We start from the raw sequence: 23,848 nt of genomic DNA, 5'->3' as shown, positions 1-23,848 counted from the left end.
TCCTTAATTATAAACCGTTTTACTTTTAGTTAACTGCTTTTTCATATAAACAGAAGTACCTTCTCCATGCTTAGAAATGACTTCGACAGAATCCATGAAATTTTCAATAATGGTAAAGCCCATTCCAGAACGTTCTAATTCTGGCTTAGACGTGTAAAGAGGCTGTCTTGCTTCATCGACATCTTCAATACCTACCCCATAATCACGAATAACAATCTCCACTTCCCCTTCTTCATCATATCGGCAGGTAATGGAAACTTTATGATCAGGTTCATTGTTATAGCCGTGAATAATCGCATTTGTAACTGCCTCTGACACAACAGTCTTAATTTCGGTTAATTCATCCATCGTTGGGTCGAGTTGTGCTACAAATGATGCGACAGTAACACGAGCGAACGATTCATTTTGACTTACGCTCGAAAACTCGACATGCATTTCATTTCTCATGAAGCCACCCCCAAAGTTTCTAGAGCAAACATTTCATTCTCCTCAAGCCTTATTATTTTGAACATCCCAGACATTTCAAACAAACGTTTGATTGAATGTGGTATAGAACAAACAACCATTTGCCCACCCAATTGTAAAACTTCTTTATATCGACCTAAGACTACTCCAAGTCCAGAGCTGTCCATAAAACTAACTTGCTCTAAATTCAGGACCACATGTTTAACTGGATGATGATATAACATGTTCTTCCATTCATCTCGTAATTTCTCTGCTTCATGATGATCTAATTCTCCTGACAGTCGAACAATAAGAACATCTTCTTTTACTTCAAATGTTGATTGTAGACCCATTTTAATCCTCCTTACATGGCTTATGTAAGTACTATTCGTGATGAAATGGGTAAACTCCTTCTCAATAGACAAAAGAAGAAGAAATTCTCCTAAACTAGATGAAATCAGTCGTTTTTCGACACCTTTTGAAGTGAACGTTTAAATAGTGTAAAAATAGATGCTTTTTCTACATCTTCTGTAACGATTAAAGGTGTCTCCGATAGTAACTTTTCCCCATTTTTCACTTGCAATGTACCCACTTGTGTACCTTTTTTCAGTGGTAATGTTACATCATTTAGCTTAACAGATGTTGTTAAATCATCAATTGACTCCCCTTTTTTGTACACGGTACTAATTGATTGAGAAGCGACAACATCGACTTTATTTTTTTCTGCTTTTAATAGCTTTAATGTCGTAATCGGTTGTTTCTGATCAAATAACTTTTTCGTTTCATACGTATTAAATGCAAAATCAAGCATGCTAGAAACAGTTGCATTTCTCTCTTTTGGTGTATCGACACCCATCACAACTGCAATTACACGCATATCGCCTTTTTTAGCTGTAGCAGTTAAACAATACTTTGCTTCATTCGTAAATCCTGTTTTCAACCCATCTACACCAGGATAAAATCGAACTAATTTATTTGTATTGACTAACCAGAACTCATCTTCAGTTCCTTTTCGTAAATAATCTTCATAAATAGATGTATAGTCTGTAATGGATTCATAGCTTAATAATTCTTTTGCCATCATTGCCATATCGTAAGAAGTACTATAATGATCTTTCGCAGGTAATCCGGTTGTATTTTGGAAGTTCGTATTCTTTAAACCTAATTCTTTTGCACGTTGATTCATTTTATCCACAAATGCTTCTTCACTTCCTGAAATTCGTTCTGCAAGTGCGACACTAGCATCATTAGCAGATGCAACGGCAATCGCCTTCAACAAATCATCAACCTTCATTTCTTCCCCTGCTTCTAGGAAAATCTGAGATCCACCCATAGAGGCTGCATTCTCACTAATTCGAATCATTTCATCTTTCTTTAAGTTACCATTATCTAATTCTTCCATTATTAATAGAAGGGTCATAATCTTTGTCATACTAGCAGGTGGTAACTTTTCATGAGCCCCTTTTTCAAATAAAATCTTTCCTGTATCCCGTTCTATTAAAATGCCGGATTTTGCATCGGGAGCAATATCACGTGATTCTTGTTGATTTGACTGACTCTTTTCTTCTGCCACTATTGGTATAGTGAACATAGAAAATGTGAAAAATAGTAAACTAATCATTAGAACATACTTTTTCATCTTGTTTTACCTCCAGCAATCAATATAATGTTAGGATTGCCAAATTTAAACAATTATATAAGTAGTTTATAGAGATTTAATTGTAAATTTGCAATGCGGTTTAGTAGAGGGTGATTCTCATTATTCATTTTGAACTCGAATCACGGTTAAAATGACAAATGAAAAGCCCACCCTATAAAAAGAGAATATCTAGTTATTCCACTAGATATTCCCTTCTCATTTCTTTATTCTGTAATCATTTCATATATTAACTTCGGTTCTTTTACAGCCTTGTCACTAATAAGAATGTTTTCTTTAATTAGCTGAATCACATTATCTACATTTTCTGTATTAGCGTGTAAAGTTAATAACGTTTCACCTGCTTCTACTTTATCGCCTACTTTTTTATGTAGGACAATACCGACAGATAGATCAATTTCAGATTCCTTCGTCGCTCTTCCAGCACCAAGCATCATTGCTGCAGTTCCGATTTCATCAGCTACGATTGTATCAATAAATCCAGACTGATCAGCAGCTACATCAATTTGATATGTTGCTTTCGGAAGTCGTTCAGGATTATCAACAACAGAAGCATCGCCACCTTGTGATGCAAGGAAAACTTTGAACTGTTCTAGAGCTTTACCATTTGCCATATTTTCTTCTAACATTTTTCTAGCCTCTTCAATCGTATTTGTTTTTTCTGCTAATACGACCATTTGGCTACCCAATACGAGGCAAAGTTCTGTTAAATCTTCTGGACCTTTACCTTGTAATGTATCAATCGCTTCTTTTACTTCTAAAGCATTTCCAATTGCAAATCCAAGTGGTTGACTCATATCAGAAATAACCGCCATCGTGTTACGACCAACTTGTTTACCAATCGATACCATTGCGTGTGCTAATGCTTTTGCATCATCTAAGTCTTTCATAAATGCACCTGCACCAGTTTTTACGTCTAATACAATGGCATCTGCACCAGATGCGATTTTCTTACTCATGATTGAACTTGCAATTAACGGAATAGAATTCACTGTTGCCGTTACATCACGTAAACTATAAAGTTTCTTATCAGCTGGTGTTAAGTTCCCTGTTTGACCAATTACAGACACTTTATTTTCATTTACAAGGTTAATAAATTCTTCATTGGAAATCTCAGTATGAAATCCAGAGACAGCCTCTAATTTATCTATTGTTCCACCAGTATGACCTAACCCTCTACCACTCATTTTCGCAACCGGTGCGCCAACTGAAGCAACTAGTGGAGCAAGGACAAGTGTTGTTGTATCCCCTACACCACCTGTTGAGTGTTTATCCACTTTAATACCTTCAATCGCAGCTAGGTCAATTTGATCTCCAGACTCTACCATTGCCATCGTTAATGTTGCTCGTTCCTTTTCAGTCATATCTTGGAAGTAAATCGCCATCATTAACGCACTAACTTGATAATCTGGGATATCCCCGTTTGTATATCCATTAATAAAAAATCGAATTTCTTCTTCAGATAGTTCATTACCATCACGTTTTTTCTCAATTATGTCGTACATTCTCATCGTATCACCCCGTTTATAATGGTAAAGTTTGAATTATTTTTCTTACAAATTGTAAAAAGTCTTGTTTTACTTTATTCGTTGTCTCAATAACTTCATCATGTGTTAATGGTTGGTCTAAAATTCCTGCAGCCATGTTGGAAATACAAGAAATTCCAAGCACACGCATGCTAGAGTGATTAGCAACTGTTACCTCTGGCACGGTTGACATTCCGACTGCATCTCCACCCCAAGTTCGTAACATACGAACTTCAGCAGGTGTCTCATAAGCAGGACCAGTGTTACCAACATATACCCCAGTTTGTACCTTTATATTCAGTTGTTCTGCAGCTTGCAAAGCAAGCTGTACATATTCTTTATCATATGCAGATGACATATCAGGGAAACGTGCACCTAACTGTTCATCATTTGGTCCGATTAATGGACTTGTTCCCATATTATTAATTTGATCGGTAATAACCATTAAATCTCCGGGTTCAAAACTTTCGTTAATACCACCTGCTGCATTCGTAACGATTAAAGATTGGATGCCAAGTTCTTTCATAACACGAATCGGGAACGTTACTTGCTGCATCGTATACCCTTCATAAAAATGGAAACGACCTTGCATGACTAATACTTGTTTTCCTTCTAATTCCCCAACAACTAGTTGCCCTTTATGGCCAGAAACAGTTGATTCTGGGAAATATGGGATTTCATTGTAAGAAATAATCGTAGGATTTTCAATTTCATCTGCTAATACACCTAGGCCAGATCCTAAAACTAATCCTAATTCCGGTTGTGTTGTTAATTTACTTTGAATAAACTCGCTTGCTTCTTTTATGTTTGAATAATTCATAATCATTCTCTCCCAATTAAATTTCGTTTAAAAAGCTTGTTCCGTGTTCTGGTAGCTTTACATTAAAGTTATCTGCGATTGTTGCTCCAATATCTGCGAATGTTTTTCTTAAAGGTAGTTCTGTTCCTTCTTCTATTCCTTTATGGAAAACAAGAAGAGGAACATATTCACGCGTATGGTCTGTTCCATGGTGAATAGGGTCATTTCCGTGATCAGCCGTAATAATTAATAAATCATCATCTTTCATTTTATTTAATACTTCAGGAAGTCTTGCATCATATTCTTCAAGTGCTTTACCATAGCCTTCTGGATCTCTTCTATGTCCATATTTCGCATCAAAATCAACGAGGTTTAAGAAACTAATTCCGTGGAAATTCATGTCTAATGACTCTACAATTTTTGTCATTCCGTCATCATTGTCTTTCGTACGAATAGCTTTCGTAACCCCTTCACCATCATAAATATCAGAGATCTTCCCAATAGCAATCACATCATATTTTTCTTCTTCTAACGTATTCATCACTGTTTTACCAAATGGTTTCAACGCATAGTCATGGCGATTTGATGTACGTTCAAATGCTCCTGGTTCTCCAATGAATGGACGAGCAATAACACGACCGACCATATATTTTTCATCTAATGTCAATTCTCTAGCTACTTCACAAATACGGTATTGTTCTTCAATTGGTATGATTTCTTCATGTGCTGCAATTTGAAGAACGGAATCTGCTGACGTATAAACAATGAGCGCACCAGTTTCCATATGTTCTTTACCTAGTTCATCTAGAATAGCTGTTCCAGATGCAGGCTTATTTCCGATAACTTTACGGCCGGTACGACTTTCTAACTCATCAATCAATTCTTTTGGAAAACCATCCGGGAATGTTTGGAATGGTTGATCAATATGTAGTCCCATTATTTCCCAATGTCCTGTCATTGTATCTTTCCCAGTAGAAGCTTCCTGCATTTTTGTAAAGTGGGCTTTTGGTTTAACTGCTTTTTCGATTCCTTTAATTTCACGAATATTACTCAAACCTAATTCACCCATATTTGGCATATGTAAACCACCCATATGTTCGGCAATATGTCCTAACGTATCGGCACCTTTGTCATTGTATTTTTCCGCATCTGGCGCTTCACCAATACCAACAGAATCCATAACAATTAAAAATACTCGCTTAAATTTACTCATAATATAAAAACCTCCCAAACTTATGTTGTCTTATTTTATTATTAATATGTTTATTTGTTAGGTTGTAGGATGTCAGACAACTATAACTAAAATAGTACCTTGTCAAAATTTATTTGTACATAGAAATGGCTCCGGGAAAATTATCCTCTCTACTTCAAGCAAAGGAGCGACATCCGAATTAACATTGACTTCTATTAGATGGAGTCTTTGTTTCTTCCCGGAGTTACAAATAATATTTATACTAATTACTTCCCCCTACGCCCTTGGATGATATGCTTTGTACATATCTTTTAATCTACTTTTTGAGACGTGGGTATAGATTTGTGTAGTGGAGATATCAGAATGCCCGAGCATTTCTTGTACTGCCCTGAGGTCTGCTCCGTTTTCTAATAAATGTGTTGCAAATGAATGTCTTAACGTATGTGGCGTTATATCTTTACTAATATTCGCCTCATCTGTAAGCTTTTTCAATATCTTCCAGAAGCCTTGTCTCGATAAAGGTCGTCCATGTTGATTGACAAATAAACTTCTTTCTTCTTTATTCTTTTTAATTAATATAGTTCGAGATTTTTTTAAGTACGTTTCTAATGCTTGTTCCGCAACTTCTCCTAGAGGAACAATTCTCTCTTTCGATCCCTTTCCTGTACAACGAACGAATCCCATTGTTAAATGCAAATCATCTATTTTCAAGGAAACTAGTTCGCTTACACGGAGGCCAGTTGCATACATAAGTTCAAGCATTGCTTTATTACGAATATCTAATGGTGTTGTTCCCTGGATGTCTAACAGCTTGTCCACTTCTTCAAGGGACAAAACATCCGGCAGCTTTCGTTCTTTCTTCGGTGTTTCAATATGTAAAGTGGCATCATGTTTAACAATATCTTCACGCAGTAAAAAATGATGAAATTGTCTAATCGAAGAAATAGTTCTTGCAATGGTTGCGGATGACTTTCCTTCATCCTTCAATTGGTATAAGAAACTAATAATATCGGTTCTAGTAATCTCGTTCCATGAAGCATGATCCGTTTTTTTCATTTTCTCTGTGTATCTATGTAAATCACGTTTATAGGACTTTAACGTATTTTCAGATAACCCTCGTTCAATTTGCAGATAATGAAAGAAATCATTATAGGCATGATTTAACATTCTCTACTCCCCTAATCGAAAAAAGATATTTAAACGTTCCAAAAAGCTTTGTTCACTATTAAACACTTTTACAGACGGTCCCTCTGGTGTATCGTAACGATGAAATTGCTCATATTCAGAATGCATCACTTGTAAACCAAAGTAAAATAAACTTGTACACGCCACGAAAATAACAAAAACCTTGACCGTATCCCATACCATCTTTTTCATATGGCATTTCTCCTTTAATAAAATGTAGTAATATTAAAAGATATGCCTAAAAAGAATCACTTTATACATATAATAGAAAACTAGTCCAATAAAATTAACTGAACTAACTCACTCCGTTGATATAGTGAGGGTCGGGTGTAACAGGTTTAGGTGATTAGACTCGAGTTTCGGTTGATTAGGCCTGGTTTTGGTTGATTTCCACGCTATTTTGGGTGATTAGACTCGAGTTTCGGTTGATTCTCCTCAAGTTTGGTTGATTAGGCCTGGTTTTGGTTGATTTCCACGCTACTTTGGGTGATTAGACTCGAGTTTCGGTTGATTCTCCCCAAGTTTGGTTAATTAGACCCGATTTTGGTTGATTTTCACGCTACTTTGGTTGATTAGACTCGAGTTTCGGTTGATTCTCCTCAAGTTTGGTTGATTAGACCTGATTTCGGTTGATTCCCACGCTACTTCGGTTGATTAGATCGCATTTTAGGTCGATTCCCCATTAATTTGGTTGATCACAACCAGAAATCAGTTGATTAACCCTCATATAATATCAACCATATCTCCATTTTACACGAAAATATTATTCCTGAAAAATAAAATAATGCCTTCTCGGATGAAAAGGCATATGTATTACGTAGATTTAACTGTTGCAGTTTGACAAACTTTACATAATCCATGGAATGTTAAGCGGTGATCTTGCACTTGAAATCCCCATTGGGACTCGATAATTTTTTCTACATCACCTAATAAATCTTCCATAATTTCTTCAACCGAGCCACATTCAATACATACGAGATGATGGTGAAAGTGTTCGGCTCCTTCTTTACGAAGATCATACCTGGAGACGCCATCGCCAAAATTAATTTTATCTACAATTTTAAGTTCGGATAATAATTCCAACGTACGATATACGGTAGCAAGCCCAATTTCAGGAGCTTTTTCTTTTACTAACAAATAAATATCTTCCGCACTTAAATGGTCGGCCTCATGCTCTAACAACACACGTACAGTTGCCTCACGTTGTGGGGTTAGTTTATAACTCTGTGCATGAAGTTGCTTTTTTATTCGATCAATTCGATGTTCCATGGCGATTCCCTCCTCATATCCCATCTTTATTATATGCACACCGGAGAGTAGTGTCAAAGCATAAAGTGTAATTATTATAAAGTAATATTAGTTTTTAGGATAAAGTGATTTAATATACGATACCATTGCTTCATTTGATATATATGCTTCAATGATTGCCGGGATAAATGAAATAACGACTAATACAGCAAACGCAGTAATATATCTAACGAATGGTGCAAGTACTGGCCGTGATAATGATACTTTTCTAGTGAATAACTTGTTTAAAAGACTAATCGAAAAAATCATCGATAAACTACCAGCAATAATATAAATTGGTATGACGATAATATTTTGTGGTGCAATCGATAATGTTGCAAGTAGAAAACCATTCATACCAAGTTGATTAACGATAAACCCGACCGAAAAACCGACAACTAGTCCTTTAAGGAATATTAATATCCAGACGATTGGTAGCCCAATAACAGATAGACCAAGAACAAATAATAGTAACAAATATCGAATATGATAAAAAATACTATCTTTTAAAATCTCACTACTTGCGATTGGGTTCTCAGCGGATAGCGTTCCGAAAAATTGTTCTAAATAAAAGAATAAATCTTGTTTTTGGACGAAATGCATACTATTAACGATAATAGCCCCGAAAATAATCCCAGTTAGAAATAATATAATCATAAATACATATATCGTTGCGTATGTGCGAAAATGGTCTAGTAGATCTGATCGTCTATTCATAGGAATCCTCCATTCACTTCTTGTCTATATTAGAAGTTATGAAGAATCCCCTCGAATCATTCCTATCAAATCTATCTTTTTACAAATTAACTTTCCGAAACGGTACCATACTTCCCTCCACCACCAGCGTTAACCTGTAACTTACCTTCTCTCATTTGAATAATAGAATGAGCAAGTTTTTCAGGAATGGCTTCTATTAATTTTTCATATGGAACGTGGTGGATAATATTCATTTCTGTTTGAAAATGGTCTAATAATTTCTGAAACGTTTTCGGTCCTAGCTTTGGTAAGTATTCTAACGGTACTTGATATAAATACGGTGGTCTTGATGTATTTTCCCCATGAAAATCTTTCAATTCCAAAATTCTGTCCGCAACCCCTTTGACAATCTTCTTCGAACTACATTTTTCACAAATCGTTGCTTCAGGATCCATTGGATGGAGGCAAGCATCACAAACGGTATTATGATATTTGCCAAGTTTAGGATTCATGCCAAAGTTGCGGACGATCTTCCTACCTTCTACCTGGTGTAGTGCATACATAAACTCTTTAAATGATGGATCTTTCATTTCGATTTCCTGGTATTCTCGACCGATTTTAGCTAAGGAATGAGCATCTGAATTTGTAACAAATGTATAAGCATGAAGTTCAGAAATTTGATCAGCCATGAACGTATCAGAACTAAGACCTAGCTCAATACCATCAATTAAATCTGGGTCTAATACTTCTTCTAACGATCTCTTTACACCTTTTCCATATAAACTTTTATATGGTGTAAACACATGTGCTGGAATAAAAAGTCCTGAAAGTTCTTTTACTTTATATTGTAGTTCCTTTGCTGAACCATAGTATCGCTGGGAACTTAAAGTAATATTTTTCATCTTAGATACGAGCCATTCCGAGAATTGTTCCATTTCTGCTAAAGTTGGTAGAAAACAAAGTACATGGATAGGTCCTTGACAATTTTCATCATAGACTTCTATTTCTGAACCAAGCAGCAAAGTTACCTCCTCAAACCTAATTCCCCCATCGTCTAATTCATAAGCTTGTCCTTGTTCAATTAATTGTTTTAATTCAAGTTGCACATTTGGTGATTGGCAATCAATGACACCAATTAAGTTGATTCCTTTATTTCTACTTGATTCTTTCAGGATATTTGTAATCGTTAAATTCTTTGATGCCGTTATCTTTACTGGGCCATTAAAAATATCCCTTCCAATATGAATGTGCATGTCTGCAAAATAAGTTTGTAACATATTAACGTAACTCCTGCATCTCTAAATATAAAATGGCATAATTTGTTTTGGCATCATGGATTCGTTGTTCACGGACCAATTGTTTCGCTTCTTCTAATGTGACTTCTAGTATTTCTACAAATTCATCTTCATCTAATGCTGGAGGGTTTTCTAGCTTCTCCAGATCATCTGTTAAGTAAATGTGCATAAGTTCATCTGCGAAGCCTGGAGAAGTATAGAAAGAGGTCACTTTCGATATACTTTTTGTTGTATAGCCCGTTTCTTCTTCTAATTCCCTGACGGCTGTTTTTTCTGGATCCTCTCCTGGTTCTAATTTTCCAGCTGGAATCTCGATAATTGATTTTTCTAGTGGCTTTCGGTATTGTTCCACAAGTACAATTTTATTATCTTTTGTAATCGGAATGATGGCCACTGCACCGGGGTGTTTAATCAGTTCCCGTTTGGACGTGTTCCCATTTGGGAGTTGGACATCATCAACTTGTAACCTCACTACTTTCCCATCAAAAATTTGTGTTGTTTTGATTGTTTTTTCTTCGAATTTTTTCATGTTTGTCATCCTTTATGTACGAAACTATGCTTTAATTTTAACATAGGAAAATTACAAAGTTAATCTTCACTCTGCACTTTGTAATGCATCCATATCGAACCTGAATCAAATTGTTTTACCTGTTTGAGTTCTAATTTAGTTATGTCATGAACAGAATGTAGTTCATCACAATCGAAAAGAGCAGGTGTAAGCTTTCCACCAACGACGACAGGTGCAAATACAATGCTAATTTCATCAATTAATCCATTTCTTAAAAAAGCACCATTTATACCTCCACCACCACTGATGCCAAGTGTACGGAATCCCATTTCATATAACTTCTGTAACGCTAAAGTTAAATCAATATGTTCCCCAGTACCTGATGTTATATAAGTAATACCTTTCTTTTCAAGTTGATCAATATATTCTTTTGGTACATCTTCTCTTGTAACAACGATTAAACCTTCTGTTTGCTGCCAATTTATCCTCCCTCTTCCATCAAAAACAATATATGCTTTCGATTTCTTTGGTTCATAAATCGGCTGTTCTAATTCTATCCAATGACCTCCATACACCATTAATGTTTCACTACCTGATACTAAGCCATCACAATCTAATTGATCGTATAACCGATACGTAAGGTCATGTGCTTCTCCATCAATCCCATATTTAGTCCATTCTGAAACATTATGATTAGGTGCAGTTGTTATTTTGCCATCAATTGAAGAAAATACGTTTAAAATTACTTTTGGTCTTTTCAAACTTCTCCCTCCACCCTTTTATTTTTTAACTTGTCTTAATATTAAAATTTCTTTTCAATCACTGTAAGCAAATTTATTTGGCAATCTGTATTCGTTCCAATATGATTAACACTAGGAGGTTGGTAGCATGTTAAAAAGAAAACTCGGTAAATCAGATTTGGAAGTTTCTGTACTGACCTTAGGGTGTATGTCACTTGGTACAGATAAAGAAAAAGCAAAAAATATAATCGATTTTGCCTTGGATACAGGAATTAATCATTTAGATACGGCAGATTTATATGACTTTGGCTTAAATGAGGAAATAGTTGGCGAGGCAATTAAAGGAAAACGTGATCAGATTGTTTTAACAACAAAAGTTGGAAATCACTTTAATAAAGAGTCTAAAGCTTGGTTCTGGGACCCATCGAAGCCATACATTAAATCAGAAGTTAAAGAAAGCTTACGTCGTCTACAAACAGATTATATCGATTTTTACATGTTACACGGAGGTACACTTGATGATCCAATCGATGAAACGATTGAGGCATTTGAAGAATTAAAACAAGAAGGTGTTATCCGTGCTTACGGTATCTCTTCTATTCGACCAAATGTCATTCGTGAATATGTGAAGCGATCTTCCATTGACGGGGTGATGACCCAGTACAGTCTTTTAGACCGTAGACCGGAGGAAGAAATACTTGATTTACTACATAAAAATAATATAAGTGTACTTGTTCGTGGACCATTAGCTAAAGGAATGTTGAGTAATCGTGCCAAAGAACAAATCATAAATAAAGGGAAAAATGGCTTCTTAGACTATTCATTTGAAGATTTAATAGCTACAAATGAAAAACTATCTTCTATCACAAACAACATGAATGAGTTAGCATTGCAATACGTGTTAACACATCCTGCCGTAGCAACTGCTGTATTTGGTGCTAGTTCCATTGAACAAGTTAAAGAAAATACCGCCATTGCTATGGATAAGACACTTTCAGAAGAAGTTTATCATTTATTGAAATCAAGCACGAAAGAAAACCGGTATGAAGACCATCGTTAATGTGGAGGGATTGAATGAGGAAGTTACAGACGATTACTTTAGATAATGTATCATTCCAATTACAAGAAAAATATAACTTTGATTGGCTGACAACTATGGGCAATGTGTTTAAAGTCTTCGATGAACAAGATTCAGGTAATATTAGTTTCGGCATTGAAAAAGATGGAATGAAGAAGTTTATTAAATTTGCTGGGGCAAAAACAAAGGAATACAATGGCAAACCCGAGGACGCAATCAACACATTAAAGAAATCAGTTCATATTTATAACGATTTGCAACATAAACAATTAATCCGTTTACTTGATAATTTTGAAGTAGAGAATGGTTATGCGCTAGTATTTGAGTGGTTTGAAGGTGAATGTCTGCACTCCCATTGGGCCTTTCCCCCACCACTAAAATACACACATCCAGACTCACCTTATTTCAAGTTTAAAAACTTACCTACTCACACTCGATTAAAGGCTTTTCAAAGTATTTTAGAGTTTCATGTCCACGTTGAAAGAAATCATTATGTTGCAGTAGATTTTTATGATGGCAGTGTTTTATATGATTTCAATCAGCATGAAATAAAGATTTGTGACATTGATTTATATAAGAAAAAACCATTTACTAATCAGATGGGGCGACTTTGGGGTTCATCTAGATTTATGTCACCTGAAGAATTTGAGCTAGGGGCTGAAATTGATAGTCGAACAAATGTATTTAATATGGGGGCTATTGCTTTTGCATTACTTGGCGGCGAAACAGATCGTTCCATTACTAAATGGGATGCTGGTAAGGAACTTTATGAAATTGCTACAAAAGCAGTAAGCCAAGATAGGTCAGTAAGATATGCGACGGTAGAGGAATTTTATAACGTTTGGTCGGGGGTTGCTAGCAACTTAAATTCTACTATTTCCGGAAACTAGGGGTAATTGATTTTACCCCTTCTTCTCCATTCATCTTACTTGATATAAAGCTGATAAATTTGTTCTGCCACTTCTTTCGGTCTAACATCCATTTTCGTTAATTCGTTTATTTCAATCCACATCGGCTCATATGTACCTCTATTTCGCTCTTTATTCGTGTACTCTTCCCCTTTCCCAGTTCCTATGAGTCCATTTGTAGTTTCTGCTAAGAAAAAGTATTGTGTACCATTAAACTGTACTTCGGAAAAAAGCTTGTTTATTTTCACTTCTACCCCTAATTCTTCTATCGCTTCTCGCTTTGCAGCATCTATTGGAGTCTCTCCCTTTTCGCTTTCTACTCCTCCACCTGGAAAAACATAATACACGGAATTTTCTCTCTCGCGTTTTATCAGAGCTACCTTATCATTTTCAATAATTACTACTGCTCCTCTATCCCTCATTATTTGTTTATATAGCCTTTAATTTATTCTTTATTTCATCATACGTTTCTACCGTTTTATATTTATTGATGGAGAATCCATTTGCCACGGTAATAATATTTCCTTTTACATCTAAGATTAACAACGTGTTAATCATTATTTTTTCATTTGACTTCTGTTCAGTTACTTCTATAAAATTGTTCAAATTACTCCACTCCTTATCTAATAAGATATTTACACATTCTACAACTATTATACTAATGAAACTATAACATGAAATACTACAATCTAATGCTTTACAAACAATTATTCCCTCCTAAATGGAATTAGTCTGTCCTTCTGTTCCCAATTTCAATCATATTCTCGTTGAATATTTTATAAGATAACTATGTAGGTATTAATAACTAATACCTATATATCAAAGGAAGGAGTTGATTGTATGAATTTTTGTATTCATTGTGGGATGAAATTGGAATCAAACCAGCGTTTCTGTATTCATTGTGGACAAGAACGAGAAACAACAATCGAACAAAATACAACACCTGTCTACACTCATACTACCCCGAGAAGTAATACCCCACCACCACAACAACGAACCCGAAAACCGATGACGAAACAGAAGAAAATAGTAATTTGGACAATCGCAATCATACTATGTGGATTGTTTGCCGCACATCAATTTCTTGAAAACTATTATGACCCAATGAAGAGTTTTCAAGCTTTAGATGAAGCAATCATTACGAATAACTATGAAAATTTTATTGACTCACTAACATTTGAAGAAAATGCGATTATTGATGAGGAAAGTTACTTCAAATACATAAAAGAGATGGAATGGGAACATATCAAAGAACAAGCCACCCCCATTCTTAAAACATCTTTAAAAACCAGTCAATCGATTTCAAGTTACCAGGGGAACGAATTATTTATATTAGAACAAAAAGATGTCTTATTTGGTTTATATAGCAAAATTTCCTGGAGAGCTGTACCTACTGAACTTCATGTTGCGACAAACTTAGATGATACTGAAATTACAATTAATGATTTTAATACTGTTATTCAAGCGAATAACCTAACGAAAATCGAATCGATTTATCCAGGTAGTTATGAAATTTCAGGAAATTCAACAAGTCAATTTGGTGAATTTGCATTGGAAATACCAATAGAAATTGAAACAGACATCTTAGAAGTTTCTCTGGAATTCCCAGCTGTGTTTTATACGATAAACACCAATCTTCCTGAATCGACCTTATTAATAAATAATAAACATTCTGGAATAACTTTAGATCATTCTCAGCAATTAGGTCCATTCCCTGAGAGTAGTGCTGTTACTTTACAAGCCGAATCCACCAATGCTAATGGTGAAAGAATCACATCTAATGTTGTTTCTCTTGATGATTATCCAAACGGAGGAGAAATTCTATTACTTTTTGAAAATAGTGACTTAGATGTAGCTTCTGAGACGGAAGAAGTTGAAGAAGAAGAGCAAGATGAACAAGAGGAAGAACAAGAACAGGAAGCAGAAACTGTGGAAGAAGCGGATAAAGAAGTGGATCATACTTTAGCTGGTGATCAAGTGCTGCGTTTCCGAGAAAGGTATGAACAAGCTTTAAACGAAGTAAACTTTAGCTTAATTGAACCTTTTCTACAACCAAATAGTCAAATCTATAAAGATTTAAAACAATATATTGCTGACTTAAAAGGTTCCTCCTTTCACTTCGATTTTGAAAGTAACGAAGTATTAGCAATAAAAGTAGTTAATGAAGATACCATTGAAGTAACAACGAGAGAGACATTTACATTTACAAACCATCTAAATCAAGAAATTTACTATGATCGAGAAAAAGTATATACAGTACTCTATACCAGGGATAAATATTTACTAGTAGATGTAAAATACGTAGAAACCAATCGTTCGTCTGATTAGGTGAATGTTGTTAAATAGAAAAAGGACAGAATGGGCGTTCATTCTGTCCTTTTATGTTATAAAATCTTCTTAAAGCATATTCATAATTTCTTCAAATGCTTTTAAATAATTATCTAAGTAATTATTCACAATAAAATACGAAATTACAATTGCAACGACTCCAGAAGCTAAACTAATATAGACACGTTGCACAGTGATATTTTCTGTGTTCACGAATGTCAGGATAACTGGAATGATTACCGTGATAAAGAATAATGACATCATTAATAGGATTAGTGCAAAAGAGCTCGAGCCAAGAAGCGAAATTATTAATGCTAATCCATTTAAAAGGACGAATGGTACGACTAAACCACTAAATCTAGTTATTAAAGTTTTAAAATCTAATGTGCTCTTTGCGATTTTAGACATAACAATCATACTTCCTAATCCAACTGCTAAGAAGATGATCGAAATAAATGCTCCCCGTAAAAATGTATCAAAAAATTCCACTTTTACGTCAAGTGTTCCCCCATCCAAAAATCCGTAAAGTAAATCCTCATTGCTGAAAAGATTGGCAAACTGTTCAGGATAGATAATGGCATACGCTAATATTTCCATAAACTCAGACATTCCAGGTGATCCAGTGAATGCACTCAATGCTGTGTCTACAATCATTTCTAAAAATGACTTGGCTATTAAATAAAAAGCAATTCCAAATGTAACAATATAGAGACCGATACTTATTAAACCACCGCTAAAGTCCTTTTCTCCTAAAGTAAAAGCATTCGTAGGATTTTTAATCAATTGAGTAAAACTCGTTTTATACTCTTGTAATGTCGTCCCTTGTTTAGTTGGATTGTTCGTTGAAACTTGTTGATACGATTGTGTTAATTGTGGTTGTGATTCAGTTGATTCAACATGTACACGATCTCCTTCATGTTGAATTGGTTGTGAGTTTGTAGATTGTATTGGTGTAGGTTCAGGCTCAATCACTAGTTGACCTCCACATAACTCACAAAATTTACCTCCAGGCTGCTTATGATTGCAATTACTGCAAATCATTATATTCACCATCCTTTTTTCTTTTTATGTAATCACTACATAGTTCGTAACCTCCCTATCCTCCTTCCCCTTTTAACCCGGTAGAATAAATGACTTCATATCATTTGTACTACCTAAAAACAGTCGTTCTTTTTACCTATATGCTTATCCAGTTTGTAATATTCAGAATTATATTCGGATTGTCCAAAGAAAATAGTAAACTTACTTACTTTTTTTACGTAAGATAAACAGTAAAACATTGCACACAGAAAAAAGCGCACTTTTATTAAGAAATCTAAAAATACTTATTATTCGGCTTGTAAGTCTAACTTTTAGTTTACTAACTAACTTTTCGTGTTATAATAAACATAGAAACATATTTAACACATAAAATAAAAAAGACCGAAGATATTGGCGTATCTCCGGTCAGTAATAATCGCTTCCCCTTCAAGAGGGGTCTGCGCATGCAAGGAATAGACCTCACACGGCTGGAACCTTAGGGAGGTCTATTTTTTTTGGTCTAAGATCGTCACAACGAGTGTTGCAAAGGCAATCATTAACACCAATGTTTCATAAACAGACAAGGCAACACCCCCTTTCGTCATAGCATATCGCAAGACACTACAACGATGAGAATGCGCCGACCCCCCTTAGGAAATCACGATTATTACTTGTCTATATTATATCACTATCGAATCCATAATTATAGATTATTTGAATTATTAGGAAATTAGACAGGGGTAAGGGTTGATACCCCCTTCATAATTACTATATTGTAGAAAACAAACGTCTTTCAAAGGTTGATTTCATGTTAAGACCAATTCAAAACTCCATTAATGATAAGTCAACCAACCTATTAGAAATGGAGAAAGTATGAAATAGCGCTATTAGCAGATTGAAGATAGACAGTTTATACAGTTGGATCAATAAGATTATTATTTAAAAGCCTCTCACTTATCCTTCGCTTTCGATACAGCATTCTTCCTGCCTCGGCAATATCTTTAACAGCCGATCGATTAATAACCGCACCAAAAATTAGACCTGCAATCGGAATCATTTGGAATAACTTTTTCCAACCAAATTGGTCTCGATATGTGAAAAACACTTCCCTCCAACCTTGTAACTCAGACATAACTAGCCGATTCGTATCTTCATCCGGATGGTCAAATTTCGATAAAGTAGTCAATATCGCTTGTTTACCTACATAATCTGAAGAAACAAATTGTAGTACTTTAACAATAAATAAACGCTCTTTCACATCCGTTGGATCAAAGCCATAACAAATCGCAATATCTTGCACAGTCTTCAGTTGTAAACCAAGTAGGAATGGAATATCAATAGCTAGTGTAAAAATCCCTCCGAACCCAGTACTGGCTCCCTGTGCAGTTGCTATCTTTTTTCTGTTTTTTGAAATGTTTTCGGCAGCTCCATCCATTTCTTCTACAGATAAATAACGTACATCTTCTAATGTTTCCATGTTTTTTTCCGGATAGTATTCGGTTATGTTAGAAACAGAACTTAAGTAACGTCCTCCTGTTTGGATATAATTCCCTGTCTCATCTAGCATCTCGCCAATTTTCTGTTGGATAATAGCCGGTGTAAATCTATCTAATATTTTAAATGGAAGTCTACCCAGTTTTCCCAAAACCATAAGTCACTTTGATCCTTCTCCCATTTTTGAATAGTAATTAATTCCTGTTCTAGCCATTCTCTCGATTCATGCATGAGTTCTTACTCCTTTTATTACTTGATTGCTTTCGTTCTTGATGACACCAGACTATCATACATGATAATTTAAATTGTTGTTAAGGGATATCTCGGTAATAGGAAAAGCGACTCTCCACTTTAAAGTTTTCTTCCCTTAAAGTAAAAGCCATCTCTTTCAAAACGAACCGTATTATCAAAAGGATAAATATACATATCGTAATCAATAAATTCTGCTTGGATCCGATAAGCAAAGTTTATTAGTTTTTTATTAACAGTAAGAATTGGCGTGTCACCATTATAAAGCTGCGGAACGACTTGAATATATGATTTTAAGTTATATTTCTCTCTAAGCTCATTGATAATGAATATTTTACTTCGTAGTTTATCGACTAACTTGTCAAATTCTACTTCCACATCCGTTGACTCAATATATCCGCTATCTAATTCCCAACTTGTATCTGGATAATACCGTTTTATAGCAGGTTTGTAGGTACCATGAGGTGGCACCATTTCATCGCCTTTTTTACAAGTTCTTGTCGGCTCAATTCCCAGTTTCTCGGTTACTTCTTCTAGAGGAAAATCATCACCGTATAGGGTTAAGTAAACTTTAATTTCAGATTTGTCTTCAATTAACTCTACTTTTCCGTGTTTAATAAATTGCTGCATTGTCTTCATGATGGATTGTAATACATCAAGACTAGTTTCGACCCAATACGAATCGAGATAATCGTTCCCACTAGCATAGCCGACAGTTAAATGTTCTTTTTCTTCTAATACTTGTACTTCTTCCAATACTAATTCCCCATCATCCCCAAAAAATATTAACCCTTTATTTTGTCTATTTAATAAGACTTGAAGTACTTTCTCGTCTGTAATATGGGGAGAAAACCAAACTGCATGAACTCCCGGGTACACTTGATGTTTGAGAAAATATGCTGCAACTTTCGATCCTAACCCCATGGATACAAAATGAATGGTTGTATAATGATGTTCTTGTAAGAAAGATATAATCATTTCATTCACGGCAACAGGTAATATATCTTCATCTAATTCTTGAAAGGCGTACCGAAAATCAAGTACATCAAAATTATCCTCCCAGAATACCCTTCTTGCATAAAAAAGAACAGGTGCTTGTGTACTATATTCTTTATCAGGGAGCACAATTACTAACTTTTCATTATCATTATTCTTTTGATTCAATGTAAAAGGTATGCTTAGCCCTAACGCTTCCATCGTTCCTTTAGTAGTTTGCAATAATGACTTCCTCCAATTTAACTAATTGTTTTCATAATTATTTTTATTATACGATATTGTCGTTTTATTGCGAACACTTATGATGATTGTTATATCCAAAAAAAGGATATGTTGTAACTTTACCTTTACAACATATCCTCTCCATTCTAATTAACTCCCTGTTAGTTCTCTTTTTTTCTTTAATAGCTCCTGAAATTCTTGTTCCAATGATTCTGAAGGTTCTAGGCTGAGGCGACTGAGCACTTCAGAAATCTTCATTTCTACTAGAAATATGTCTTCATCCAACTCTTCTTCTGTATGTTTCATTTGAGCTTGATTATACTCGTCAAATGTTCCATCGAAGAAATGCATATGTTGTTCTCTAATTTCCAATATTTTTTTAGCTACATTTTCTATTAATCTTCGGTCATGGGATACGAAAATAACGGTACCTTCGTATTCTTTTAACAAGGATTCTAACGCTTCTACTGCTTCTGTATCTAAAAAGTTCGTTGGTTCATCTAATACTAGTGTATTGATGTCACTTAAAAATATCTTTGCAAGAGCAACTTTTACTCGCTCCCCACCACTTAGTACGTCAACCTGTTTATAGACATCATCGCGATAAAAATGCATTCGTGCTAGTACCGTACGTATTAATGTTTCACTTTGCTTCGAACTGTTTTGGACGTTTTCCAATATAGTTTGCTTGGAATCAAGTACCGATAAATTTTGACTGAAATATCCTAACTTTACAGAAGGAGATAGATGTATTTCCTTTTTTTGATTCATAAGCATTTTTACAAAAGTTGTTTTACCACTACCATTTGGACCGATAATAGCTAACTTATCGCCACCACGTACATGAAAACTTACGTGATGCCATAATATCCGCTTCCCAATTTTTCCTTCTAGATCTTCCACCCGCATAACAATACGGTTCTTAAATGTATCCTCATTTGGTAAATCCATTTTAATTGGAGCTAAGTCTTTTACTTTCTCAACACTTTCTAACTTCTCCAGTCTAGTTTCGATTGCTTTAGCGGTCTTTTGAAGTTTCTTTTGTTTCTTAGCAAAGTATGGTTTAGCACCTGTGATTTTCGCTTCAGACTTGCTTGTTTGTTTTGGTTTCTTCGTCGCTCTTTCCGCTTTTTGTTCCTTTTTCTTTAACGCTTCCTCGAGTTGTCTTTTCTTTTTTTCGTATTGCTCATAAGCTTGCTTCTTCTGTTCATCTTCTAAGTTCTTTTGTTCCATATACTGACTATAGTTTCCAGAATAAACATTAATTTTCCCTTCATCCAATTCCCAAATTGTGGTACAAAGTGTATCCAAAAACTTTCGGTCATGGGAAACAAGGACATAGGCACCTTGCCATTCAGCTAATAAATTTTCTAACCATTCAATATGATCGGCATCAAGATTCGTAGTTGGTTCATCAGCAAGCATCAGTTCTGCTTGTTCAATGACGGCATCACGTATATACTCTTGTGTTACTTCCCCACCACTTTTCACCGAATCGATTCGCTTAAATTGAGGGATTAGATCACATGTCGTATATCTATTTACCTTCCCTTCTTCTGGTCTACGTTTACCACTGAGGATTTCTAGTAACGTCGTTTTCCCACTTCCATTAAGTCCAACTAATCCAATCCGATCACCTTGATGAATTTCTAAATGATTTATATCTAATAAAAGCCTGTCGCCAATATATTCTTTAATTGTTTGTGCTTGTAACAACATCATCATATCATCTCCACATCTTAAATTTTGGAGACAAAAAAGCCCCCTATATATTCGTTCTGAATAGGAGGCATAAAAATAGTGTGTATACCAAAATAGAGACACCTCTCCCTTGGCTTACTAACATCATACACCAATCCTATTCTAGAACATTACAATCGAAAAAAGCACAGAGATATCCCGTCTATCTGCTTTATTGCTTTTCAATTGAATGTCAAATTCATAGGATTAGTTGTACATGTTAATAAATTCACCCTTCCACTGTTTAATTAATTTTAGTTTAGCTTATCACATTTATAATTGTCAACCGGGTAATGGCCCAACTTTAACACTTTAGTGTGTGGGGGACTGTCCCCCTTAAATCACTTCTACATCTTCGCTTCGCTTGTAGTACCAATCTTGTATGCTTAAGGCATATGGTAATGGGATGTCTTGAATCGTTTCCATATGAATTGGTGTAGAACGATTAATAGTTGTTACGGAAGATACTTGGAATCGCTTTTGTAATCGTGATTGGGAATAACTCATCTCGACGACATTTTTTCGTTTCGTGATGAACATGCGACTGGTTAAACCACCCTTCCACCATTGAACTTGATCACCTTCCAATATATATCGGGTATGGAAATAATCTAATACACGATTGATTACAATGATAAATAGAAGGATAAGACTCAACGCCCACCAGGATAAAAACAAGAAAGAAGGTTTGAAGTATATTAGAGCCACAGTTGCTAATAACCAGAACCAACTCGGTCGAATTAACTTTAAGAAGAGAGCCACACGTGGCAACTTCTCTAATTGGTCATGTATTTGATAATTAGGTAATATTTCTTCTATTAGCTCATAGGCTTCTTGGAGCGGTAAGAAAGGATAAAGAGAATTGACGTTTACCTTACCATCTTCCTCACCTGCTTTGGCAGAACTAATAATTTTAACTTCTGCTAAACCAAATAGTCGTTTTAATACGGTTTGTTGTATTTCCAAACCTTGGATTTTATTCTTCTCAATTGAAAAATAACTCTCATTCAAAACACCACGCTCAATATAAATATGTGTTGTGTCGGAAGAAATCTCATATTTTCCATATCGAATAAATGTTGTAGCAATTCCAAAGCAAACAGAAATAATTACTGCAAACGTAATAACCACTCCAATTATCCAAGAACTATCCAAGAACGTTTGAACGACACCCTCCAGTTCATATCGATCCTCCAAAAATGGTTGTACATATTCAAATCCACCTGCAATGATTGGAATAATGGCAAGGAAGCTTAACGAAGTGAAACTTGCCTTCCATAAGTCTTTTTGTCGTGGTGTAAAATGTAAGGTGCGTTCTTTTGTTAGCTTAGTGTTTTTCGTATTTACTTGTTCAATCATCTCACCATCGTTTAATTCGTTAGTTTCATCATTCTCACTAACGATATCTTTTTCTACTTTTATTAAGTCTATCAATTCATCAGCATGCTTTTTAGTAATAACTTTGAAATGAATGGAGTCGTCTAATCCATCCATTGCTGTTTCAAAAGTTAAGGAAGTTAGACCGAATATTTTATGAAAGATCTCCGTCTTTCGGGTTATGTTTTGAATTCTAGAAAATGGTATTGTACTCGTTTCTTTTACAAATATACCTTTATGAATATAAAAAACTTTCTCTTTCCATTCATACTTCTCCACAAACCAAGAAACGATAATATTAAAGATCATCATAATAATAACAACAATAAATATGTATCTCCCGTACTTCATCATCCACATATCTGAATCATGATTAACAACGAATAAGATAATGATGATAAATAGACTGTTTTTCAGTAAATGAAACAGCCGATAAAGCATTGTCAATGGATGGTACCGCATCATTCACCCACTTCCTTTAACTTCGCAAATTCTGCTAATTTTTCTCTTAATGAAAAGGCAACTTCCTCTTCTAGTGCAGGAATGACATGAGAAGAGCCAACGGTTTCCACAGAAATGGAACGAATTTGATAGCGTTTCATAATTGGTCCTTGAGTCGTTGTCACGGATTGTATTTTTGTCATTGGAACAGTAACCCATTCTTTCTGAAAGATGCCATAACTTAATTGAAGATATTCTTCGTCAAATTGATAACTCCAACTGCGATAATAGTAGTGCGGTTCAAATATAGACCAAATTGTCATAAAAACATTAAGCACGATTAATCCAATTAGAACCCAGTAAATCCATGTTGGCCAATCGAAATAACTATACATCCATATTAAAACTCCGAGTATGATAAATTGTATAAATTTAGAAATTAACGCAGTAATTCGTTTTATTTTCGGATATATTGGTGATAACGTATTTTCTAGTTTTCTATCAGACATAATCAACTTCTCCTCCTAATTCATAATCCTCTATTAACGTAATACGAAATAAAAGCGAAAATGTTTTCAATTTGTAGAATTATTTCCTTTTTATATAACTTAGTTGCTCATTAATTACAATATAATCTTCACTTAGATAAAGCAAAAGAAATAACGT

At 34.9% G+C, this 23,848-nt stretch carries 24 protein-coding genes and 1 pseudogene; 3 read left to right on the top strand and 22 right to left on the bottom strand.

Annotation, left to right across the window (positions count from 1 at the left end):
- Window positions 1-3: 3 nt before the first annotated feature.
- The 13 genes from spoIIAB to IEV35_RS00480 all read right to left on the bottom strand — a co-directional run bounded on the left by spoIIAB (window position 4) and on the right by IEV35_RS00480 (window position 11,350).
- Entirely contained in the window at window positions 4-447 is a 444-nt protein-coding gene (gene spoIIAB, locus IEV35_RS00540) for an anti-sigma F factor (protein WP_188382728.1), read from the bottom strand.
- On the bottom strand, window positions 444-797 hold the full coding sequence (gene spoIIAA, locus IEV35_RS00535) for an anti-sigma F factor antagonist (protein ID WP_188382727.1): 354 nt from the start codon (window positions 795-797) through the stop codon (window positions 444-446). The genes spoIIAB and spoIIAA overlap by 4 nt, the downstream gene beginning before the upstream one ends.
- A gap of 104 nt (window positions 798-901) precedes the next feature.
- Entirely contained in the window at window positions 902-2,083 is a 1,182-nt protein-coding gene (locus tag IEV35_RS00530) for a D-alanyl-D-alanine carboxypeptidase family protein (protein WP_188382726.1), read from the bottom strand.
- A gap of 224 nt (window positions 2,084-2,307) precedes the next feature.
- Window positions 2,308-3,612 carry a pyrimidine-nucleoside phosphorylase gene (locus tag IEV35_RS00525; protein ID WP_188382725.1) on the bottom strand — a complete coding sequence of 435 codons (1,305 nt, stop codon included), beginning with the start codon at window positions 3,610-3,612 and terminating at the stop codon, window positions 2,308-2,310.
- Window positions 3,613-3,625: 13 nt separating this feature from the next.
- Complete coding sequence (locus IEV35_RS00520) at window positions 3,626-4,447, bottom strand: purine-nucleoside phosphorylase (RefSeq protein ID WP_188382724.1); 822 nt, start codon at window positions 4,445-4,447, stop codon at window positions 3,626-3,628.
- Window positions 4,448-4,463: 16 nt separating this feature from the next.
- The gene (gene deoB / locus IEV35_RS00515) at window positions 4,464-5,639 is read right to left on the bottom strand and encodes a phosphopentomutase (RefSeq protein ID WP_188382723.1); all 1,176 of its coding nucleotides are present in this window, start codon (window positions 5,637-5,639) and stop codon (window positions 4,464-4,466) included.
- 255 nt (window positions 5,640-5,894) lie between these two features.
- The gene (gene xerD, locus IEV35_RS00510) at window positions 5,895-6,785 is read right to left on the bottom strand and encodes a site-specific tyrosine recombinase XerD (RefSeq protein ID WP_188382722.1); all 891 of its coding nucleotides are present in this window, start codon (window positions 6,783-6,785) and stop codon (window positions 5,895-5,897) included.
- Between the two features lie 3 nt (window positions 6,786-6,788).
- The gene (locus tag IEV35_RS00505) at window positions 6,789-6,995 is read right to left on the bottom strand and encodes a DUF4227 family protein (protein WP_188382721.1); all 207 of its coding nucleotides are present in this window, start codon (window positions 6,993-6,995) and stop codon (window positions 6,789-6,791) included.
- 621 nt (window positions 6,996-7,616) lie between these two features.
- Window positions 7,617-8,072: a ferric iron uptake transcriptional regulator gene (gene fur / locus IEV35_RS00500; protein WP_188382720.1), complete on the bottom strand. Its 456-nt coding sequence runs from the start codon at window positions 8,070-8,072 to the stop codon at window positions 7,617-7,619.
- An 87-nt stretch (window positions 8,073-8,159) separates the two neighbouring features.
- Window positions 8,160-8,807: a stage II sporulation protein M gene (spoIIM, locus tag IEV35_RS00495; protein ID WP_188382719.1), complete on the bottom strand. Its 648-nt coding sequence runs from the start codon at window positions 8,805-8,807 to the stop codon at window positions 8,160-8,162.
- Between the two features lie 86 nt (window positions 8,808-8,893).
- Window positions 8,894-10,063: an endonuclease Q family protein gene (locus IEV35_RS00490; protein WP_188382718.1), complete on the bottom strand. Its 1,170-nt coding sequence runs from the start codon at window positions 10,061-10,063 to the stop codon at window positions 8,894-8,896.
- Window position 10,064: 1 nt separating this feature from the next.
- On the bottom strand, window positions 10,065-10,610 hold the full coding sequence (locus IEV35_RS00485) for an NUDIX domain-containing protein (RefSeq protein WP_188382717.1): 546 nt from the start codon (window positions 10,608-10,610) through the stop codon (window positions 10,065-10,067).
- Between the two features lie 59 nt (window positions 10,611-10,669).
- Window positions 10,670-11,350, bottom strand: a complete 681-nt coding sequence (locus IEV35_RS00480) for a RibD family protein (protein WP_188382716.1) — start codon at window positions 11,348-11,350, stop codon at window positions 10,670-10,672.
- 127 nt (window positions 11,351-11,477) lie between these two features.
- On the opposite strand from IEV35_RS00480, the gene IEV35_RS00475 reads away from it, so the two are divergent.
- Window positions 11,478-12,389, top strand: coding sequence for an aldo/keto reductase (locus tag IEV35_RS00475; RefSeq protein WP_188382715.1), 912 nt, complete (start codon window positions 11,478-11,480; stop codon window positions 12,387-12,389).
- Window positions 12,390-12,403: 14 nt separating this feature from the next.
- Window positions 12,404-13,297 (top strand): protein kinase domain-containing protein, encoded by an 894-nt coding sequence (locus IEV35_RS00470; RefSeq protein WP_188382714.1) that lies wholly within the window; start codon window positions 12,404-12,406, stop codon window positions 13,295-13,297.
- Window positions 13,298-13,332: 35 nt separating this feature from the next.
- On the opposite strand, the gene IEV35_RS00465 is transcribed toward IEV35_RS00470, so the two are convergent.
- Window positions 13,333-13,737 carry an NUDIX hydrolase gene (locus IEV35_RS00465; RefSeq protein ID WP_188382713.1) on the bottom strand — a complete coding sequence of 135 codons (405 nt, stop codon included), beginning with the start codon at window positions 13,735-13,737 and terminating at the stop codon, window positions 13,333-13,335.
- Window positions 13,738-13,744: 7 nt separating this feature from the next.
- Window positions 13,745-13,921, bottom strand: coding sequence for a hypothetical protein (locus IEV35_RS00460; RefSeq protein WP_188382712.1), 177 nt, complete (start codon window positions 13,919-13,921; stop codon window positions 13,745-13,747).
- 234 nt (window positions 13,922-14,155) lie between these two features.
- Here IEV35_RS00460 and IEV35_RS00455 point away from each other — a divergent pair, with 234 nt between their 5' ends.
- Complete coding sequence (locus IEV35_RS00455; RefSeq protein WP_188382711.1) at window positions 14,156-15,643, top strand: TcaA NTF2-like domain-containing protein; 1,488 nt, start codon at window positions 14,156-14,158, stop codon at window positions 15,641-15,643.
- Between the two features lie 69 nt (window positions 15,644-15,712).
- Here IEV35_RS00455 and IEV35_RS00450 read toward each other — a convergent pair whose 3' ends face one another.
- From IEV35_RS00450 to IEV35_RS00425, 7 genes and pseudogenes are all read right to left on the bottom strand, one after another.
- Window positions 15,713-16,615, bottom strand: a complete 903-nt coding sequence (locus IEV35_RS00450) for a hypothetical protein (RefSeq protein WP_188382710.1) — start codon at window positions 16,613-16,615, stop codon at window positions 15,713-15,715.
- A gap of 554 nt (window positions 16,616-17,169) precedes the next feature.
- Complete coding sequence (locus IEV35_RS20040; protein WP_229740596.1) at window positions 17,170-17,268, bottom strand: putative holin-like toxin; 99 nt, start codon at window positions 17,266-17,268, stop codon at window positions 17,170-17,172.
- 305 nt (window positions 17,269-17,573) lie between these two features.
- Window positions 17,574-18,388 (bottom strand): annotated as a pseudogene (locus IEV35_RS00445) (EcsC family protein).
- A 120-nt stretch (window positions 18,389-18,508) separates the two neighbouring features.
- Window positions 18,509-19,624 (bottom strand): DUF4279 domain-containing protein, encoded by a 1,116-nt coding sequence (locus IEV35_RS00440; protein WP_188382709.1) that lies wholly within the window; start codon window positions 19,622-19,624, stop codon window positions 18,509-18,511.
- A gap of 150 nt (window positions 19,625-19,774) precedes the next feature.
- Window positions 19,775-21,346 carry a Vga family ABC-F type ribosomal protection protein gene (locus IEV35_RS00435; RefSeq protein ID WP_188382708.1) on the bottom strand — a complete coding sequence of 524 codons (1,572 nt, stop codon included), beginning with the start codon at window positions 21,344-21,346 and terminating at the stop codon, window positions 19,775-19,777.
- Between the two features lie 354 nt (window positions 21,347-21,700).
- Window positions 21,701-23,206, bottom strand: coding sequence for a PH domain-containing protein (locus IEV35_RS00430; RefSeq protein ID WP_229740595.1), 1,506 nt, complete (start codon window positions 23,204-23,206; stop codon window positions 21,701-21,703).
- Complete coding sequence (locus IEV35_RS00425; RefSeq protein WP_188382707.1) at window positions 23,203-23,691, bottom strand: PH domain-containing protein; 489 nt, start codon at window positions 23,689-23,691, stop codon at window positions 23,203-23,205. Before IEV35_RS00425 ends, IEV35_RS00430 begins: the two co-directional genes overlap by 4 nt.
- Between the last annotated feature and the right edge of the window lie 157 nt (window positions 23,692-23,848).

Source organism: Ornithinibacillus halotolerans (genome assembly GCF_014637405.1).
Lineage (GTDB): Bacteria > Bacillota > Bacilli > Bacillales > Amphibacillaceae > Ornithinibacillus > Ornithinibacillus halotolerans.
This window is presented reverse-complemented; position numbering and strand designations above follow the sequence as displayed.

Bases quoted from the DNA above. Each gene is read 5' to 3' on its own strand.
- deoB (WP_188382723.1), bottom strand. From the start codon at position 5,639: ATGAGTAAATTTAAGCGAGTATTTTTAATTGTTATGGATTCTGTTGGT.
- IEV35_RS00425 (WP_188382707.1), bottom strand. From the start codon at position 23,691: ATGTCTGATAGAAAACTAGAAAATACGTTATCACCAATATATCCGAAA.
- IEV35_RS00490 (WP_188382718.1), bottom strand. From the start codon at position 10,063: ATGTTACAAACTTATTTTGCAGACATGCACATTCATATTGGAAGGGAT.
- IEV35_RS00465 (WP_188382713.1), bottom strand. From the start codon at position 13,737: ATGAGGGATAGAGGAGCAGTAGTAATTATTGAAAATGATAAGGTAGCT.
- IEV35_RS00520 (WP_188382724.1), bottom strand. From the start codon at position 4,447: ATGAATTATTCAAACATAAAAGAAGCAAGCGAGTTTATTCAAAGTAAA.
- IEV35_RS00505 (WP_188382721.1), bottom strand. From the start codon at position 6,995: ATGAAAAAGATGGTATGGGATACGGTCAAGGTTTTTGTTATTTTCGTG.
- IEV35_RS20040 (WP_229740596.1), bottom strand. From the start codon at position 17,268: ATGACGAAAGGGGGTGTTGCCTTGTCTGTTTATGAAACATTGGTGTTA.
- fur (WP_188382720.1), bottom strand. From the start codon at position 8,072: ATGGAACATCGAATTGATCGAATAAAAAAGCAACTTCATGCACAGAGT.
- IEV35_RS00430 (WP_229740595.1), bottom strand. From the start codon at position 23,206: ATGATGCGGTACCATCCATTGACAATGCTTTATCGGCTGTTTCATTTA.
- spoIIAB (WP_188382728.1), bottom strand. From the start codon at position 447: ATGAGAAATGAAATGCATGTCGAGTTTTCGAGCGTAAGTCAAAATGAA.
- IEV35_RS00475 (WP_188382715.1), top strand. From the start codon at position 11,478: ATGTTAAAAAGAAAACTCGGTAAATCAGATTTGGAAGTTTCTGTACTG.
- IEV35_RS00455 (WP_188382711.1), top strand. From the start codon at position 14,156: ATGAATTTTTGTATTCATTGTGGGATGAAATTGGAATCAAACCAGCGT.
- IEV35_RS00530 (WP_188382726.1), bottom strand. From the start codon at position 2,083: ATGAAAAAGTATGTTCTAATGATTAGTTTACTATTTTTCACATTTTCT.
- IEV35_RS00435 (WP_188382708.1), bottom strand. From the start codon at position 21,346: ATGATGTTGTTACAAGCACAAACAATTAAAGAATATATTGGCGACAGG.
- spoIIM (WP_188382719.1), bottom strand. From the start codon at position 8,807: ATGAATAGACGATCAGATCTACTAGACCATTTTCGCACATACGCAACG.
- IEV35_RS00470 (WP_188382714.1), top strand. From the start codon at position 12,404: ATGAGGAAGTTACAGACGATTACTTTAGATAATGTATCATTCCAATTA.
- spoIIAA (WP_188382727.1), bottom strand. From the start codon at position 797: ATGGGTCTACAATCAACATTTGAAGTAAAAGAAGATGTTCTTATTGTT.
- xerD (WP_188382722.1), bottom strand. From the start codon at position 6,785: ATGTTAAATCATGCCTATAATGATTTCTTTCATTATCTGCAAATTGAA.
- IEV35_RS00525 (WP_188382725.1), bottom strand. From the start codon at position 3,612: ATGAGAATGTACGACATAATTGAGAAAAAACGTGATGGTAATGAACTA.
- IEV35_RS00485 (WP_188382717.1), bottom strand. From the start codon at position 10,610: ATGAAAAAATTCGAAGAAAAAACAATCAAAACAACACAAATTTTTGAT.